Source organism: Pantoea latae (genome assembly GCF_002077695.1).
GTDB classification, from domain to species: Bacteria; Pseudomonadota; Gammaproteobacteria; order Enterobacterales; family Enterobacteriaceae; genus Pantoea; species Pantoea latae.
Genome location: NZ_MWUE01000033.1, coordinates 51,256 through 68,790 on the forward strand (window position 1 = coordinate 51,256; position 17,535 = coordinate 68,790).

General features: G+C 56.8%; 17 protein-coding genes. 6 read left to right on the forward strand and 11 right to left on the reverse strand.

Features of this window, described 5'->3' with window-relative positions; genetic code table 11:
• The first annotated feature begins 219 nt into the window (after positions 1-219).
• Positions 220-1,428 carry a zinc-dependent alcohol dehydrogenase gene (locus tag B2J69_RS20060; protein ID WP_081141652.1) on the forward strand — a complete coding sequence of 403 codons (1,209 nt, stop codon included), beginning with the start codon at positions 220-222 and terminating at the stop codon, positions 1,426-1,428.
• Positions 1,429-1,531: 103 nt separating this feature from the next.
• Here B2J69_RS20060 and B2J69_RS20065 read toward each other — a convergent pair whose 3' ends face one another.
• Positions 1,532-2,494, reverse strand: a complete 963-nt coding sequence (locus B2J69_RS20065; protein ID WP_081141655.1) for a GlxA family transcriptional regulator — start codon at positions 2,492-2,494, stop codon at positions 1,532-1,534.
• Positions 2,495-2,607: 113 nt separating this feature from the next.
• Here B2J69_RS20065 and B2J69_RS20070 point away from each other — a divergent pair, with 113 nt between their 5' ends.
• Both B2J69_RS20070 and B2J69_RS20080 read left to right on the forward strand, forming a co-directional pair.
• Positions 2,608-3,249, forward strand: a complete 642-nt coding sequence (locus B2J69_RS20070) for an HD domain-containing protein (protein WP_081141662.1) — start codon at positions 2,608-2,610, stop codon at positions 3,247-3,249.
• 435 nt (positions 3,250-3,684) lie between these two features.
• Positions 3,685-4,311, forward strand: coding sequence for a Fic/DOC family protein (locus B2J69_RS20080; RefSeq protein ID WP_081142235.1), 627 nt, complete (start codon positions 3,685-3,687; stop codon positions 4,309-4,311).
• Here B2J69_RS20080 and B2J69_RS20085 read toward each other — a convergent pair.
• The 9 genes from B2J69_RS20085 to B2J69_RS20125 form a co-directional block, all read right to left on the reverse strand.
• A complete protein-coding gene (locus B2J69_RS20085; protein ID WP_081141665.1) occupies positions 4,299-4,529 on the reverse strand; it encodes a hypothetical protein in 231 nt (76 codons plus the stop codon). The two genes, B2J69_RS20080 and B2J69_RS20085, sit on opposite strands and share 13 nt — an antisense overlap.
• A gap of 104 nt (positions 4,530-4,633) precedes the next feature.
• Complete coding sequence (locus tag B2J69_RS20090) at positions 4,634-6,586, reverse strand: methyl-accepting chemotaxis protein (protein WP_081141666.1); 1,953 nt, start codon at positions 6,584-6,586, stop codon at positions 4,634-4,636.
• 153 nt (positions 6,587-6,739) lie between these two features.
• Complete coding sequence (locus tag B2J69_RS20095) at positions 6,740-7,891, reverse strand: amidohydrolase (RefSeq protein ID WP_081141667.1); 1,152 nt, start codon at positions 7,889-7,891, stop codon at positions 6,740-6,742.
• A gap of 50 nt (positions 7,892-7,941) precedes the next feature.
• Positions 7,942-8,703: an amino acid ABC transporter ATP-binding protein gene (locus B2J69_RS20100; protein ID WP_081141668.1), complete on the reverse strand. Its 762-nt coding sequence runs from the start codon at positions 8,701-8,703 to the stop codon at positions 7,942-7,944.
• A gap of 7 nt (positions 8,704-8,710) precedes the next feature.
• Complete coding sequence (locus tag B2J69_RS20105) at positions 8,711-9,382, reverse strand: amino acid ABC transporter permease (protein WP_081141669.1); 672 nt, start codon at positions 9,380-9,382, stop codon at positions 8,711-8,713.
• Positions 9,383-9,443: 61 nt separating this feature from the next.
• Positions 9,444-10,247 carry an amino acid ABC transporter substrate-binding protein gene (locus B2J69_RS20110; RefSeq protein WP_236722767.1) on the reverse strand — a complete coding sequence of 268 codons (804 nt, stop codon included), beginning with the start codon at positions 10,245-10,247 and terminating at the stop codon, positions 9,444-9,446.
• A gap of 28 nt (positions 10,248-10,275) precedes the next feature.
• Complete coding sequence (locus B2J69_RS20115; protein WP_081141670.1) at positions 10,276-10,779, reverse strand: GNAT family N-acetyltransferase; 504 nt, start codon at positions 10,777-10,779, stop codon at positions 10,276-10,278.
• The gene (gene purB, locus B2J69_RS20120) at positions 10,776-12,146 is read right to left on the reverse strand and encodes an adenylosuccinate lyase (protein WP_081141672.1); all 1,371 of its coding nucleotides are present in this window, start codon (positions 12,144-12,146) and stop codon (positions 10,776-10,778) included. Before purB ends, B2J69_RS20115 begins: the two co-directional genes overlap by 4 nt.
• 451 nt (positions 12,147-12,597) lie before the next feature.
• The gene (locus B2J69_RS20125; protein ID WP_081141673.1) at positions 12,598-13,296 is read right to left on the reverse strand and encodes a glutathione S-transferase family protein; all 699 of its coding nucleotides are present in this window, start codon (positions 13,294-13,296) and stop codon (positions 12,598-12,600) included.
• Between the two features lie 165 nt (positions 13,297-13,461).
• Here B2J69_RS20125 and B2J69_RS20130 point away from each other — a divergent pair, with 165 nt between their 5' ends.
• Entirely contained in the window at positions 13,462-14,373 is a 912-nt protein-coding gene (locus B2J69_RS20130; protein WP_167376597.1) for a LysR family transcriptional regulator, read from the forward strand.
• 540 nt (positions 14,374-14,913) lie between these two features.
• Positions 14,914-15,471, forward strand: coding sequence for a GNAT family N-acetyltransferase (locus B2J69_RS20140; protein ID WP_081141676.1), 558 nt, complete (start codon positions 14,914-14,916; stop codon positions 15,469-15,471).
• Positions 15,472-15,635: 164 nt separating this feature from the next.
• Here B2J69_RS20140 and B2J69_RS20145 read toward each other — a convergent pair whose 3' ends face one another.
• Positions 15,636-16,547, reverse strand: coding sequence for a LysR family transcriptional regulator (locus tag B2J69_RS20145; RefSeq protein WP_081141677.1), 912 nt, complete (start codon positions 16,545-16,547; stop codon positions 15,636-15,638).
• Between the two features lie 136 nt (positions 16,548-16,683).
• On the opposite strand from B2J69_RS20145, the gene B2J69_RS20150 reads away from it, so the two are divergent.
• Positions 16,684-17,403 carry an SDR family oxidoreductase gene (locus tag B2J69_RS20150; protein WP_236722768.1) on the forward strand — a complete coding sequence of 240 codons (720 nt, stop codon included), beginning with the start codon at positions 16,684-16,686 and terminating at the stop codon, positions 17,401-17,403.
• Positions 17,404-17,535 lie beyond the last annotated feature (132 nt).

Consider the following 17,535-nt stretch of genomic DNA (forward strand, 5'->3'; position numbering starts at 1 on the left):
AACATCCAGTTGATTAAAACGTCCGCGTTTCGTCTGATTCCCTGCCATAAAAACCTCGGTATTTCAGTGAGCTAAAATTGTTTACGAGAGAGATCCCAAAAAGTGTTAATCATTGCAACCCGCTGCGCTTATTTAACGGCCGGGCAGAATTTCAGCTGCTTTCTATACTTTTTAGTCCGGCTGGTTTCCAGCAAACGACATCAACGGCAGAGGTAAATAATGAAAGCACTGGTCTGGCACGGCGTGGGAAATATCCAGCTGGATAACGTTCCCGATCCGCAAATCGAGCAACCGGGCGATGCTGTCATTCGGATTACCGCCTCGGCAATTTGCGGCACCGATCTGCACTTTATTCGCGGCACCTTTAGCGATATGCAGCCCGGCACCATCCTCGGTCATGAGGCGGTCGGCATTGTGGAAGCGGTGGGCGACGAGGTGCGCAACTTTACGCCCGGCGATCGCGTCGTGGTCTGTTCAACGGTCTCCTGCGGCGTCTGTCCGCCCTGCCGCGCCGGCCACACCGCGCAGTGCGACAACGCCAATCCCAACGGTCCGGAAGCGGGCACCTGTTTCTTCGGCGGCCCCAAAGCCACCGGCCCGGTCAATGGCCTGCAGGCGGAGAAAGCGCGCATTCCCTTCGCCGCCAATACGCTGGTGAAAATTCCTGACGGCGTCACCGATGAGCAGGCGATTTTGATCAGCGATATTTTCCCGACCGCCTGGTTTGGCGCCGAGCTGGCCGATATCACGCGCGGCGATATTGTCGTGGTATTCGGCTGCGGCCCGGTTGGGCAGTTTGCCATCGCCAGCGCGCTGCTGCTGGGCGCGGCGCGCGTCATTGCGGTGGACAGTCATGAGGATCGGCTGGCGATGGCGCGCCGTCAGGGCGCGTTCCCGATCAACTTCGAGCAGGAAGATCCGGTTGAGGTGATCAAAAAGCTGACCGGCGGCACCGGCGCGGACTGCGCCATCGACGCGGTCGGCGTGGACAGCCAGCATGCGCATCACGGCCCAGCCAGCGCAGAGGCGGAAGAGAAAGCGGATAAATTCGCGCAGGAAGTGGCGCAGGTCGCGCCGGAGACCCATCCTCAGCACGACAACTGGATCCCTGGCGACGCGCCGACCCAGGCGCTGGAGTGGGCGATTGCCGGGTTAAAGAAAGCGGGTCGCCTCAGCATTATCGGCGTCTATCCGCCGACCGCCGAGATTTTTCCCATTGGCAAAGCGATGAACAAAAATCTCACTATTAAGATGGGGAACTGCAACCACCATACCCATATCCCCTACCTGCTGGAGCTAACGCGCACCGGCGCTATCGATCCCGCCGGCGTGCTGACCAACGTAGAGCCGATTGAGAAGGTGATGGAGGCCTATGAGGCGTTCGACAGGCGCGAAGCGGGCTGGGTGAAGGTCGAGCTGGAGATTTGACAGAGCACCGCCTCTGGCGCGCGTTGAGCAGCTCGTTGAGTATCAACGTCCTGTTTCATGGATCCCTCCGCAGCCTGTGCCCTGCCCGGATGCTGTTTTTGCTTTACGACTGATGAAACATTCGCCGATAAACCGCTGGCGTTATCCCGGTGCGCTTCGCAAAAGCGCGGCGCATCACGTCGCCGCTGCGGTAGCCGCAGGCTTCGGGGATCGCCTTGAGCGGGAGGCGGCCCTCTTCCAGCAGCGCCCGCGCTTTCTCAATGCGGGCGTTTTCCAGCCAGCTTCCCGGCTGCATATCCAGCTGCTGACGAAACAGCCGATTCAGATGGCGCACGCTGAGATCCATATGCGCCGCCAGGTCGGACACGCCGCCGATGGTGGGCAAATGCGCCAGCGCCCAGCGCTGCAACTCTTGCAGCGCGGCGCGGCCCGTCAGCGACAAACTGTCGCGTCGGGCAAAGTGCCCCTGATTAACCGGTCGACGAAAGAACATCACCAGACTCGCCGCGACCTCCTGCGCAATGTCGCGACCCAAATCCTCCTCTACCAGCCGCAGCGCCAGATCCAGCCCGGCGGTTACGCCCGCCGAGGTGCGCAGCGGCCCGTCGGCGACATAGAGCGCGTCCGCTTCGACCTGCGCCTCTGGACAGCGCAGCGCCAGCAGATCGGCGCAGGCCCAGTGCGTCGTGACGCGCCGTCTTTGCAGCAGCCCGGTTTGCGCCAGCAGCAGCGCGCCGCTGCAAACGGATCCATAGCGCTGGCTGCGCGCGCACAGCACGCTGAGCTGGGCGCACTGCGACTCGCTCAGACGCTGCTGCTCCGCGTTCGGCGCGCCCGCGACCAGCAGCGTATCCGTCACATAGTCCAGCGCCTCCTCCAGCCACACGTCGGCGCCGATGCGCACGCCGGAGGAGGCGGTAATGACGCCTGGCTCTGCCGCCATCACGTTCAGGCGATAAAACTGGCGCCGCAGCGCGCGATTCGCCTCGGCAAACACATCAAGCGGACCGGAAACATCAAGCAGCTGCACGCCAGGCAGTGCAAACAGGGTAACTGAGTGAGACATGACAGAGGGGCGTCCTGATTTGCCGTTATGACCTGAATCGTCGTTATAAGTTAATTTAAGACATTCGTCATGCGTTTTATGCTCACTGTCAGTTAACCCACAGGAGAAGACTGATGAGCTTTCAGATAAACGGCGTCGCCATTCCCGATACGCAACTGGCTCGCGACGCCACCGCCTTTATTCGCGACAATGAATCCGATCTGCTGTTTCACCACTCCAGCCGCGTCTATTACTGGGGCGCTCTGGCGGGCCAGCAGCGCGGACTACAGGTCGATCGCGAGCTGCTCTATGTCGGCTGCATGTTTCACGATATCGGCCTGACGCATGAGCACTGCAGCTGCGACAAGCGCTTTGAGGTCGACGGCGCGAACGCGGCGCAGGCCTTTCTCGCCAGCTATGGCATTGCGCAGAGCGACATCGACAAGGTATGGACCGCGATCGCGCTACACACCACGCCCGGCATCCCGGAATTTATGGCGGCGGAAATTGCGCTGGTGACCGCAGGTGTGGAGATGGACGTTCTGGGCATAGGCTACGATGCGTTTAACGACGAGGCGCGCGCGGCGGTGGTGCAACAGCATCCGCGCGGCGCCGCCTTTAAAGAAGAGATTATTCAGGCCTTCTACGACGGTATCCGACACAAACCGCAGACCACCTTCGGCAACGTTAAAGCCGATGTGCTAGCGGATAAACAACCTGATTTCGCGCCGCTTAATTTCTGCAGCATCATCCGCCAGTCGCGCTGGCAAGGCTAAGGTGATAACCCAAAAAAAGCAGCCTTCTGGCTAGTTAAGGTCATTTACAGGTAAGGCTGCTATTTGCTTAAAATAGCGGCCTTTTCTTATGCGCATATGAGCTGTTGGTGCGGGCCACAGCGCACACGGAAGCTGCCCAGCAGGCTGGGGCCGATCAGGGGCGGGCATTCCGCAGCGCTGAACAGAGTGAGTCTGCCAGGAGAGCCCGCAGGGATGCGGGCGAAAGGTGGGGCTGGAACAGGGAGGTTCCATCCCCACCGGTCCGTCAGGCAGACGAATGGCGTGAAGGTACTGCGTCAGCGGCGCGAGGACCGCCCGCCTCTAGTCGGCACCAGACTGCGTGATCTCCCCGTGCTGATATTCCTTAACCATTGTCCGTGAAGCGGTTGAACAGTATATTTTCTACCCTATCCTGAACCCTGTTTGGGCGTGATCATGAATCGATACCACGTTTTCGGCAGCGAAGGCCAGTATGCGAAAGACTCAGGCGATCGTGTTCTGGCTAATAAGCTCGGTATTACCGTTACTCATGAAATTGATGATGCTGAACTGGTTCTTCTTGAGCGCCTCTACCATTCTGTTTTTGAAGACCATTTCCCTACCGGCCAGCTCACCATAAAGATAATTAAGGAGTGGCACCGTCGCTGGTTAGGCAATATTTATGAATGGGCGGGACAAGAAAGAGGCGTCAATATCAGCAAAGGTGGCTTTATGTTTGCTCCTTCTGCACGACTGCCTAAACTTCTTGCTGATTTCGATAACAACATTCTTTCCCGCTATACACCCTGTACAGCAATGAATGAAGAACAGCTTATCGAGGCTATCGCAATAACTCATGTCGAGCTGATACTTATTCATCCCTTTCGAGAAGGGAATGGTCGCTTGTCGAGATTATTAGCCGATGTGATGGCGGTTCAGGGAGGATACAAATCGCTGGATTATCAAAGCTGGGAACAGCACCGCCCACAATACATCTCTGCTATTCATGCAGGTCTGTCGCTGGACTATGAACCCATGAAATACTGGGTCCGTAATGCATTAAGAAAGAATCAGGCAAGGTGAAGATGCGCGTATTTCTTGCGGGCCGCTTCTAGCGAAGCTTCAACTTTAGCCGAAGGCTGACCGGTTTCAACTGCGGTTGATGTCGCTATAGAGCGCGCCATATCCGCGCGAGAGGGTTTCATATAATCTGACTGGGTTTTGTTATTACCGCTCATTTTCTTCTCCCATAACGTAAAAATCTTAGCCTGTAGTTTATCCGGCTTTATTAAAAACTTCACACCATTCCATTATATTTTGCTGCCCTGATCGGCTCAACCGTGCTGTGTACGTTAAAAAAGAGTCTCCTGTAGGGCAGGAGACTCTCGGGGGGTATTGAATAATTTTAGACGGCTTGCCCCTCCAGCCGGAACTGGGCCACCGACTGCGCCAGCTGCGAAGATTGATCCTCCATCGCGCTGGCGGCGGCGGAAATCTCCTGCACCAGCGCGGCGTTCTGCTGCGTCACGCTGTCCATCTCGTTAACCGCGATGGAAACCTGGCTGATGCCGCGGCTCTGCTCGTCGGACGCTGTGGCGATCTCTGCGATAATCGCCTGCACCGAGGTCACCGCCTGAGTGATCTCCTGCATGGTGTCGCCCGCATGACGCACCAGGCTGACGCCGCTGTCGACGCGCTGGGTCGACTCCTCAATCAGCGAGGCGATATCCTTCACCGCCGCGGCGCTGCGCTGCGCCAGGCTGCGAACCTCAGAGGCCACCACGGCAAAACCGCGCCCCTGTTCCCCTGCGCGCGCCGCTTCAACCGCCGCGTTTAACGCAAGGATATTGGTCTGAAACGCGATGCTGTTAATGATAGCGGTGATATCGCCGATCTTGCGCGCGCTGTCGTTAATCTGCGACATGGTCTGCACCACCTCGCCCACCAGCGCCTCGCCCTTGCGCGCGGTCAGCGAGGCGTTCTCGGTCAGCGTCGTCGCCTGATGGGCGTTGGCGGCGTTGTGTTTTACCGTCGCCGTCAGCTGCTCCATGCTGGCTGCGGTCTCCTCCAGCGCGGCGGCCTGCTGTTCAGTGCGCGACGCCAGATTGATATTGCCTTTGGCGATCTCCTCTGCGCCGTCGCGCACCGAGGCGCTGGTCTCTTTAATATGGCTGACCATCGCGCTCAGCCGCGCCTGCATGGTATGCAGCGCATAGAACAGGCTGCGCTGGTCGCCCGCTTTTAGCGGAATGCGCGTATTCAGCTGCCCGTCCGCCACCGCCAGCGCAAAGGCCGCCGCGTCAGCGGGCTCGCCGCCCAGCGGACGCAGCACGATGCGGCTGAAGACCACACCGAGCAGCAGGCTCACCAGCACGATGCTTGCCAGCATCATCCATAAGGCGTTGTGCAGCTGCTGACGCGCGGCGCTCATCACCAAATCCAGCGGCGCGGCGACGCCCAGATACCAGACGTTGCTGCTGTTGCCGATGGCGATCGGCTGCCAGGTGATCAGCGTTTTTTCACCGAGCAGCGCATCCTCCTGCTCTGTCACCGCGGCGGTCAGGCGGCTTTTATCACCCTTCCACAGCTGGTTGTTTTGCGCTTTATCAGGAGAGGAGACGATTTTGCCGCCGCTGGAGAGCAGCATAGCGTAGCCGGTGCCCTGCCAGGGCTTGATCTCATTGACGCGCTGCTGCAGCGTCGCCAGCGAAATATCGGAGGTCACTACGCCCCACAGCTTGCCGCGATCGATAATCGGCGTGGCGATAGAGGTGACCAGCGTCGGCACGCCGTTGGAGACGTAGCTGTAGGGCTCGGTAGAGAGATCCTGGCGCGTGCGCTGCGGCACCAGATAGTAATCGCCCTGGCCCGGCGTCAGATAGGTCATGAGCGGGTGCATGTTGTAAACCCCCGCCTTATCCACGTCCACATACCAGGCGTAGCGCCCTTGCGGCGGCTGGCCGCTCTGCGTGGCGAACTCGGCGTCGCGCCCGTCGAAGCGATCTTTTTCCAGGATCACCGACACGGAAAGGTAGTCGGGATTGCTGCGCAGCGCGTACTCGGTCAGCTTATCGATGGCGCGACGGTCATGGATGCCGGCGTCCGGCAGCGCGATGATACTTTGCCCCAGGCTCTGCGCCACGTCGCGCGCATGGTTAAGGGTTTTTTCCACTTCCAGCGCCTTACTACGCGCAATCTGTTGCAGATACTCTTCCGCCAGCGCGCGCTGCGCCTGGCCTGACTGCCAGCTCAGCACGCCGATGGTGATGGCAAAGCCGGTAGCGATGGTCAGCGCGCCGGTCAGCAACATCATGGCGCGGGTGCTTACTCTCCGTTTCGCAGCGCGATCCGTTTTCATTATTGGTGTTCTCCCCACTTTTATTGTTTTCAGGTACAGGCGAATAAAACAGCAAGGCTGTTATCAACCTTATCGGCGTGGGGTTTTGAAACTTAAGTAAGTAACGCTGGAGAGAAGGCGAACGCACCGGCGTTCGCCTCTGGAGGAGAAAAATCAGGCGAGTTTATTCAAGGCGTTAACCGCCAGCTGCGCCAGATACTGCGCGGTGGGGAAAAGCGCTTTATCGTCAACGCGGAATTTCGGATGATGCAGCGCCCAGGGCCCGCCGGAGCCGACCATCATAAAGGTGCCGGGGATCTTCTGCTGATAGAAGGCGAAGTCTTCACCGATCGGGCTGGCCTCAATGCGGCGCGCCTCGAAGCCGACGTCGCTCGCCTGCTCCAGCGCGAAATCGACCCACTCTGCGGTATTGACCACCGACGGCGGGCCGGCATGCCAGAGAAACTCGATTTCCGCACCAAACGCCACGGCCAGCCCGTCCAGCAGCGCGCGGAAGCGCTGTTCGATCAGGGCACGCGCCTCGGCGCTAAAGGTACGTACCGTGCCTTCCAGATAGGCGGTGTCCGGGATGACGTTCCAGGTGCTGCCGCTGTGGATCTGCGTAATGGAGACCACGGCGTTCTGATCCGACGGCACGTTGCGGCTGATCAGCGTCTGCACCGCGCTGATAATCTGCCCCACGATAATAATGGGGTCGTTGCCCTCATGAGGTTTTGCCGCGTGCGCGCCCTTTGCGGCGACTTTGATTTCAAAGCGATCGACGCCTGCCGTCAGCGCGCCCTCTTTGCCGCCCACCACGCCAACCGGCAGCGTCGGGTCGTTATGGATGCCGAAAATCACCGCCGCCTCATCCAGCGCGCCGGTGGCGATCAGGTCGGGGGCGCCCAGGCCGGTCTCTTCGGCCGCCTGGAACAGAATGCGCACGCGGCCTTTCAGCGACGCCGCCTGCTGCTGCAGCAGAATGGCGGCGCCCAGCGCGGCGGAGGTGTGGAAATCGTGGCCGCAGGCGTGCATCACCCCGGCGTTTTCAGAGGTAAACTCGACGCCGGATTCCTCTTCAATCGGCAGGGCGTCAATATCGGAACGCACCACCACCAGCGGACCTGACGCCTCGCCCACCTCGGCGATCAGGCCGGTTTTCAGCGGCAGATCGAGAATGCGGATGCCCGCCGCGCTCAGCGCCGCGCGGATTTTTTTAGTGGTTTCGAACTCCTGATTCGACAGCTCCGGAAAACGGTGCATATCGTGGCGAAACGCCTGGATCTGACTGGCAAGCGCTCGATCCTGTTCGCGGATCTCTTTCATATTCATTCCTTCCCATGCGGTGGCCTGCGGCAAAGTATGCGGCGGCGCGCTTAAATATTGAAATCTTGATTGGTGTCGATGTTAGTCATCTGGCGCAAAAAGCGGCGCGTGATCGGGTTGTCGGAGAAGCTGATCACCTGCTCTGCCGGCCCCTGCTCGACAATATGGCCATCCGCCATAAAAATGACGCGATCGGCCACCTCTTTGGCGAATTGCATCTCATGGGTGACGATCACCATGGTGGTCTTCTGCTGCGCCAGGCTTTTCATCACCTGCAGCACCTCGTGCACGCGCTCGGGATCGAGCGCCGAGGTCGGCTCATCAAACAGGATGGCGCGCGGCTTCACTGCCAGCGCGCGCGCAATGCTGACGCGCTGCTGCTGGCCGCCGGAGAGCGTCACCGGATACTGATGCGCCTGCGGCGCCATGCCGACCAGCTCCAGCAGTTGCATCCCGGTCTGGTTCGCCTGCGCTTTCGCCATCTTCTTCACCATGATCAGCCCTTCGGTGATGTTCTCCAGCGCGGTTTTGTTGCGAAACAGGCTGTAGTTCTGAAACACCATCGCCGTCTGGCCGCGCAGCGCATGCTCCTCTTTCGCGTTGTAGCTGGCGGTGTCGAGCGCCACGTCACCGATCTGAATTACGCCGGACTCCGGCTTTTCCAGCAGATTAAGGCAGCGCAGCAGCGTCGATTTGCCGGAGCCGGAAGGGCCGATAATCGCCACCACTTCGCCTTCGCCAATGGTCAGGCTGATATCGTCCAGCACCACTTTGTCGCCGAAACGTTTATTAAGCTGTTTTACACTGATCATAAGAGCCTTAGCGTTGCAGTGAGTGACTGAGTTTTTTCTCCAGCAGCGCCTGCAGGCGGGCGTAACCGATAATCACCAGCCAGTAAATCAGACCTACTACGAGGAAGGTTTCGAAGTAGCGCAGCGACTCCGCCGCGATCATTTTGCCTTCGGCGAACATCTCCGAGACGCCCAGCGCAAACGCCACCGAGGTATCCTTGATCAGCGAGATAAAGGTGTTGCCGGTGGCGGGCAGCGCGTTAAGCAGCGCCTGCGGCAAAATAATGCGGCGATAGATCTGCGTGCGACGCATGCCGATTGAAAGCCCCGCTTCCATCTGGGTGGGATCCACCGACGCCAGGCCGGCGCGGTAGATCTCCGCCATATAGGCCGAGGTCTTCAGGCTGAAGCCGATAATCGCGGCGGTGGTGGCGGACATCCCGGTCAGCGCCGGAAACAGCTGCGGCAAACCAAAGTAGATAATAAACAGCTGCACCAGCGACGGCATGCCGCGGAACAACGAGATGTACAGCTCGACCAGCTTGCTCACCAGCGGCGATTTGCTGTTGCGCAGCAGCGACAGCCCGAGGCCGATCACCATGGCGCACGCCATCGACACCACGGCCAGCATCAGCGTGACCGGCAGATAGCTGAGGATCTGCGGCGAAATTTTTAGCAGATAATTGAAATCAAAATTCATAACAAGCCCTTAACGACGTTTGCCACCCAGCGGTGGCAAACGTTGACAAGCCAACTCAGGGTTAGTGAGACGGCTGCGCGGTGATATCTTCGCCGAAGTATTTTTCCGAGATCGCCTTCAGGCGGCCATCTTTACGCATCGCCTCGACCTCTTTGTCGAACGCGGCGCGCAGCTTGTCGCCCTTCTCGTCCTTATGGAACGGGAAGCCGACCGACTCGACCACCAGCGGCTCGCCGACAAATTTCAGCGGCAGCCCTTTCTGGTTGATCTCCGCCAGCAGAATCGGCCCGGAGTTAACGTAGCCCTGTACGCGATTGTTGATGGCGTCGTTCATTGCGCCGTCACGGCTCTCATAGGTGCGGATGGTCACGCCGTTGTCGCCGAACGCCTTTTTCAGGTTAGCCAGATGGTTGGAGCCGAGCACGCCGGCGATAGTTTTGCCGCGCAGGTCGTCCAGCGTGTTGATACTGGCGTTGCCTTTGTTGGTGACAATCTGGCTGCCGTAGTAGCTGTAAGGGGTAGAGAAGTTATATTTCGCCTGGCGCGCCGGGGTGATCGCCACCACGTTCGCCACCGTATCCAGCTTGCCGCCTTCCAGCTGGCCCATCAGGCCGCTGAAGTCAGAGGTGACCCATTCGATGTTGTAGTTCAGGTCTTTGGCGATGGTTTCGGTCACTTCCACATCGAAGCCGGTCAGCTTGCCATCTTTTTTATAGGCGCCGGGAAAGCTCAGGCCGGTGGCGCCGACGCGGATGGTGCTGGCGTCGGAACCGTTCTGGGCCGCTTTGTCGTTGTTGTCGCAGGCGCTAAGCAGTGAGGCCGCCATCATGACGGACAGTGCGATTAACCCTTTTTTCATGGTGATCTCCCTGGTTTTTTCTGTGCAGCCGCGCTTAGCGGGCGTGCTGTGCATCGAGGTTTTTTTTCATATAAACGGTGATGTGGCCCTTGCCGAGATCTTTTTTGCTGACCTTCTCAAAGCCCATCGCCTCATAAAGCTGAATCAGCCACGGATGGCTTTCGGCGGTGCCGAGCGAGTAAGCGGGCGCGCGCAGCTGATCGCGCAGCACCGCCTGTTCCAGCCAGTCGAGCATCTTCGCTCCCAGCCGCTGTCCGCGCAGGTGCGGCGCGGTGGCGAACCAGCCGATGTGCGGCAGACCGAAAGGACCCGGCAGCGGCCCCCAGGGATAGCGCAGCGTCACCGACGCCACCAGCTCGCCGTCGCGGAACATGCCGTAGACGCCGTGCGTGGCAATATGACGCTGCATCTGCGCCGCATCGGCGGTGGCGGCGTCGAACTTAATGCCCAGCTCGCGCGCGGAGGCGTAGGCCGCATGCACCAGCGGATAATAGGCGGCGGTATCCGCCTCGGTCAGTTGACGGTAGCTGTCGCTCATGCTCGCGTCTCCAGCAGGCCCGACGCCTGCGCGGCGGCGATCACCTCATCGACCTTGCGCGGCGCCGAACCGAGGTAGTTCACCGGATCGAGCCAGGCGTTGAATTCATCGTCGCTGATGCTGTTGTCCATCTGCGGATGGGCGCGCAGCGTCTCTTTAAAGTCGCGCTGCTGTTCGTAGGCCTGCATGGCGCATTCGTAGACCACATGGTGCGCGGTCTGTTTGCCGAGCTTTTTGCCCAGTTCGAACATCACTTTTTCCGACAGCAGCAGGCCGCCCTGCATATCGAGATTGCGGCGCATGCGCGCCGCGTTCACCGTCATGCCGCGAATAATGGCGATAGCGTTTTGCAGCTGCGCCGAGAGATAAATGCAGATTTCCGGCAGCGCGATCCACTCTGCGCGCCAGCTCATGGCGTCGCGCTCGTGCTCGACGTGCATCGATTCATAGATCAGCGCGGCGCTTTTTAGCACCGGCGCGGTCAGGCTGGCCAACCCTTCCAGCGCGGCGGGGTTGCGCTTGTGCGGCATAGTGGTAGAACCGATTTTGCCGGCAGAGAAGGGTTCTTCAATCTCATTGATTTCCGAACGCATCAGGTTGTACAACTCGTTGCCGATTTTGCCCAGCGTGCCGCTGATCAGCACCGCGACCGAGGCGAACTCAGAGAAGCGGTCGCGCGCCGACTGCCAGCCGATGGTCGGCGTCGCCAGCCCGAGAATATCCAGCGTGCGCTGTTCCACTTCCGGTCCCAGCGGGCCGAAAGAGGCGTAGGTGGAGATCGCGCCGTTGACGTTGCCGGTCAGCGCGCGCGGTTTGATTTCGTTCAGGCGCGTCAGGTGGCGCACAAACTCATCCAGCCAGACGGCGACCTTGAAGCCGAAGGTGGTCGGCAGCGCCTGCATGCCGTGGGTGCGGCCCACCATCGGCGTATGCTGATGACGTCTGGCGACGGTGGCGAGTTCATTCGCCAGCTGGGTCGCATCGCGCTGAATGATGGCGAACGCATCGCGCAGCTGCAGCACGGTGGCGGTATCGACGATATCCTGGGTGGTGGCGCCGTAGTGGATGAACTCCCCCGCCTCGCCGCACTGTTTTTGCAGCGCGATCAGCGTCGGCATCAGCGAGTGCTTCATCTGCGCGCCCTGCTGCGCGATCTCATCGATATTCAGCTGCGACGGGTCGGCGCGCTCGACAATCGCTTGCGCCGCTTCCTGCGGGATAACGCCGAGTTCGCCTTCCGCCTGCGCCAGCGCCACCTCGACTTTTACCTGCTGCCTGAGTCGGTTTTGCTCCGACCAGACGTTACGCATTTCTGGTGTGCCAAAGTTGTTGCCAATTAAAAGAAAATCAATAATATGTGACGCCATATTTATGTCACTTATGCTGTTTTAGAGAGTGTTAAAATAGCACCTCTAAACTGGCCTCACTGATATCGTAAAGGCATATGTTATAGCTGTAAGTTATAACTGGGTGGCAAAAGCGCTGCAATACGCGGCCTGCGACTTCAGGCGGCAAAACAGTGAGAACCCTTGCCCCGCAAGGAAAGCACGCAGCGCCAATAACAGAAATGTAAACAAGCCTCGCTCTTCTTATTGCTTTTTTGTTATAAACAAGCAGCGCCGCGCCGCTCTTTTCAGAAAAGTTGGACTGTTTTCCTCATCATCGGGAAACAGGGTTAATACCGATTTCCAGCACGTTATCTGGATCTGTTGAAACGCAAATCACTGCGGCAAATCGAGCCTGCCCGCTTCCGCCCCAAAGTAGACCTCTTCGATCGCACGAAATCCACGGCTGGATTTCGCGCAACCTTAAGTGAGATCACGCCTTGTTATCGAGCTCAGGGATACCGCTGCTTCGGTCTGCATATGCAGCCTGGAAAGCTGGACGCTGCTGCCAGTGCTGCCAGTATGCGTCCAGGAACTCGAAACGTTCGTCCAGCGGCGTAGCATTCACCGGGAACTTTGAGAACGCGATCGCGGTTGCCAGCGTGATGTCAGAGAAAGTCGGCTCGTCGTCCCCCAGCAACCACTGGCGTCCGTCGGCAAGATGTTTGTTGACCAGCGCAGCATGGGCCAACGCTTCTTTGCGGCAGTGTTCCCCCCAGGCCTCATTCTTCGTCAGTTCAAGCTTGAAGCCGAGGCCGGTATGCAGAACGTGGAAAGCCGTGACGATTCGATACAGGATGTGAACCCAGATGCGGTTATCCCACATGTTGTCCAGGCCTTGTTCCAGCGGCGTCGCTCCCATGATCTTGCGGCCGGGGTAGGTCTGATCCAGGTAACGGACGACCGCGGCAGTTTCGGAAATATAGCTACCGTCAGCCAGCTCGAGGGTCGGCGTCTCACCCCAGGGATTCATTTTCAGGTGACGCCATCCACGCTGTTCGCCCACTGGCGTCATGTCGTAAATCGTCTCCTGGAATTGATCGGCAATCCCCTTTTCATGCATGAACAGGCGCAGGCGCTGTGGGTTAGGGAAAGCCGAAGGCGATGTGTAAACGTTCAGTTTGCTCGTCATGGTGTTACTCCTGAAAGTATGTCGCGGTGTAGGCCAAAACCGTGCACTGCTTGAGTCGCGCGGCCCTGACACGTTGTTGCTGAAGCACTGGACGTACTGTAATGCGCTGTCCGTGGTTGATAAACCATGTAATAATCAATTCATTTATTACAAATGGTAATTAATATGGCAGCGGGAAACCCCCTTCAGCCGGGCGGCATTGAACAGTTCTGTAGAGCAGCGGAGACCGGCAGCTTCACCAGCGCGGCTGAGAGTCTCGGTTTGACGCCGGCCGCCGTCAGTCGGTCGATTAGTCGGCTTGAGCAGCGTCTCGGCGTACGCCTTTTTATACGGACCACCCGCGCCGTCAGGCTTACAGCTGAGGGCGAGCTTTACTGGAAAGAATGTCATCAGGCGCTTGAGCAAATCGCCGAGGCTGAGCGAGCGATCACGGGTTCACAAACCGTTCCTAGCGGACCGCTACGCATCAGCGTTAGTGCGGCTTACGGCACGTTTCGCCTGTTACCCTTGATGCCCAGGTTCACTGCACTTTATCCGCAGATCGACATAGAGATCAGTCTCTCGGACAAAATAATCGACTTTGTTGAGGAGGGCTTCGACCTGGCAATCAGGCTAGGCATTCCGCAAGATTCGCGGCTTGTCGCCTTCAAGCTTGAGGAGGCCTCGCTTGGGGTATTCGCAACGCCGGCATACCTTGCAAAAAAAGGGGAACCCAACCGTATTGATGACCTCAATCAACACGATTGCATCCAGTACATATCGCCGAATACAGGGCGCCCGCTGCAGTGGCTGTTCACTGATGAATCCGGTAATTCAGTCGAGAAGCCGATAACCAGCCGGATGCGTGTACTTAATGATGCGTTAGGGGCTGTCGCCTGGGTTAACGCAGGCGGAGGCCTTTATCAAACCTATCGCTTTGCAGTGGGAGACGCGTTAAGGCGGGGAGAGCTGGTAGAGGTGCTGCAAAAATATGGCGGCCGCTCTCGCCCGTTTTCGATTCTCTATCCCCAGAATCGCCATCTGTCGGCGCGCGTACGCGCATTTGTTGAGTTTTTGCGCTCAGCAGTGAAGACATGACTGACAGGATGCGCTTGATATCGACGTCGTAGCTTTTAGCACTATCGGCGGTTTTCTCAGCGTCTGCTTGTGGCCCAGATACAACTAGCAGCCGATTGTGCCTTAAGGTCCGTTTTTCGTTCAAAGCAGACAATGCGTCCCTGCCTGGTCGCCAGCTGCCAGAAGCTGAATGAGCACATGACTCGGCAGATAACCTATTACAGAGCGTTTATATACACATTTGAAGTCAAGGATCTGGCAGTTGAATCTTTTCGAATTACGCCAGTCAGATACGGCAAACTCGGGCACGAGGGCACTGCTCAAAGTCCGCTCCTCGCTCCTTCCTCTCCTCCCTGACTTCTTGCAAGGCAGCTTCATGCAACCAGCGGATGTTGCTACCCCTGGGGAGTTCCAGGGCTCCGATCACACCACCATCAGGACATTGTCCTTCTTCTTCATCATGGATTCATCAGCTTTCATTCTCTTTGTTATATAAACAGGATGAAATGGCTCATCGTCTGTGATAAATATTTAAAAACAAATTCAAAAGGGAAATTTGTAATGCATATCGATGAAATTCCTGATTATTTCTTGCAGCATCACCGTTTTTACTTGATTGCTCCGGCGCTAAGCTATGTAGAAAAAATGCAGCGTAATCTGAATGAATTCAATTCGCTTCACCATGAGTTTTTACTCTGGTCTCCGGGCTTTCACACCCTGGACTCTGTTGAGAAAAATATGGTGGATTCATCTGAAAAATTTTTAAATGACAGAGAAGAATATAAGTTTTTGATTATTGAGCGTGAGTCAGATGAACTATTAGGCTGTATAAGCTTATTTATCAGGAATCACTCTATTCCTTACTTTGAAATCGGCTACTGGCTTGCCTCAAATGTGATGGGTAAAGGCATAATGTCCGAAGCATGCAAGCTGATCACCAATCTCGCTTCAAATTATTTTCACGCTAAAAGAATTGAAATTCGTACGGCTGGACGTAATGTGCGCAGCCAGTCTGTTGCGTTAAAGTGTGGTTTCAAACTTGAAGCAATATTAGCTAATGAGCGACTGGATAGTGGCGGGATGATTGACGACACCTTTATCTACCGATATGACGGCTGATTATACTGTGGAAAGGTCCGCTTTTTGCGCATAGCGGACGTTGACTATCACCGCAGCCGCTATTCTCAACATACTTAGTTGAGTTGGAAACTTCCTTCGCTAACCCTATGAAATGTATTGCGCCAGTCCGCTTCGTGCCAGAAGCGGACGTATAACAAGGCAGCTCATTCTTTTTTTAGCCAGTCGATAAAAAACTCACTGAATGCAGTCACCTGTAAAGGCTGAAGCTTACGCTGTGGGTATACAAACTGCAGCCCAACATCTTTGCGATCGAAGCGGCTGAACCCAATAAAGCTTTCTGCAAACAGGACACAAAGCCTTCCCTGTTCTACATCTTTTTTTACATCCCACCAGGATTTGCAGGCAATTCCCGCGCCATCAAGAACCCACTGACGCAGAAGAGCGCCATCGTCACACACCATGGCAGGATTCACGCGAATAGTTCTGCTGACACCTTCTTCTTCAAATCGCCATTGATTTATAACAACACCGTGTAGCTCCAGAGCCAGGCACCTGTGATCGTGAAGAGTGTCAGGTGTAGGGGGCATTCCAAAGGTTTGAAGATACGTGTCTGATGCGACAAGCACCCTGTGGTTAGGTGCGATATTCCTGACGATCAGGCTGCTGTCCGGCAAATTACCGAAACGGATACTCAGGTCTAATCGGTTAGCAATCAGGTCCTCAACGCGCTCCCCCAGATACAGCGACGTATTTACATTAGGATGGAGGAGGGAAAAATCCAGTATCGCAGGGCTGAGATATTGTCTACCGAAATCAGATGGGGCAGAAATACGAATGTTCCCGCTGAGTACTCCCTCTCTATGTATCAGCAGCGATTCTGCGTGTCGTGCTTCGTCCAGTACCCGAAGAGCGGCATGGTAAAAATTCTCTCCAGCTTGTGTCAGCGTGATGGCACGTGTTGAACGATGAAAAAGCCGCGTCTGGTAGCGCTCTTCAATTGCTTTCAGCCTTGCCGTCATTGAAGCTGGCGAGAGCGAAAGACGTCGCCCGGCGGCCGACAGCCCGCCGGTCTCGGCCACTTCGACAATAAGCGCCATGTCCTCAAGCTTCCCCATATTTCATCTGTTCCGAAAAGTAATTGCACTTTTGCTGTCATTATCAAAAAAGGGCTTAGTAAGTAAAGTGCTTTCAACATCCCTTTTCGGAACCTGTTTACAGATTCCCATATTTTGATAAACATGAGGAATAAAGCTGATGAGTAAAACATTAATTATTGGCGGCGCGTCAGGCATTGGTTTTGCTGTGGCCAGCGCACTGGCGGAGCATGAAAACGAACTTATCCTTGCAGGACGAAATAATGAGAAGCTGGAAGCCGCACGCCAGTTGCTTAATCTAAAGCCAGCAGATGTCAGGACATTAAAACTGGATGTCAGTAACGAAGCAGAAGTCGTTGCGCTGAGTAGTTCGCTGGGTGATGTTGATAATATTGTGTTTACGGCAGGCTCACATGCACCCGGTGGATTTCTTTCTGAAATGGATCTCAGCGCGGCGCGTCTGGCTTTTGATACCAAATTCTGGGGCAGCATCTATACCGCCAGGCATCTCAGCAGAAATATCCGGCCCCGTGGAACGCTTACGCTGACCAGCGGCTTTGTGGCACGACGGACTCTGAGCGGAACCATTGTTAAATCAACGATGAATGCTGCCATTGAATCAGCCGCAAAGGTACTGGCAAAAGAACTCTCTCCGCTGCGCGTGAACGTGGTAAGTCCGGGACTGACCGATACGGAGGCGTACGCAGGTATGGACCCCGTTGCACGTGAAAACATGCTCCAGATGGCTGCTGCAAATCTGCCGGTGAAAGCATACGGCCGCGCACAGGACATCGCTAAAGGCTATCTGTTTTTGCTGGATAACCCGTTTGTCACCGGCACGGTTATTGATATTGAAGGCGGAGCGCTCATTAACTGACCCATCATAATGAAGTTACAGCTTACCGTGATGCCGAATGAATTGTCTTCGGCATTCACGAAACTGTACTGAGGATGTACCCCCGCGAGTTAATCTCAGTACTACAGCATGAAGCTCAGCGCCAGGGGCTAA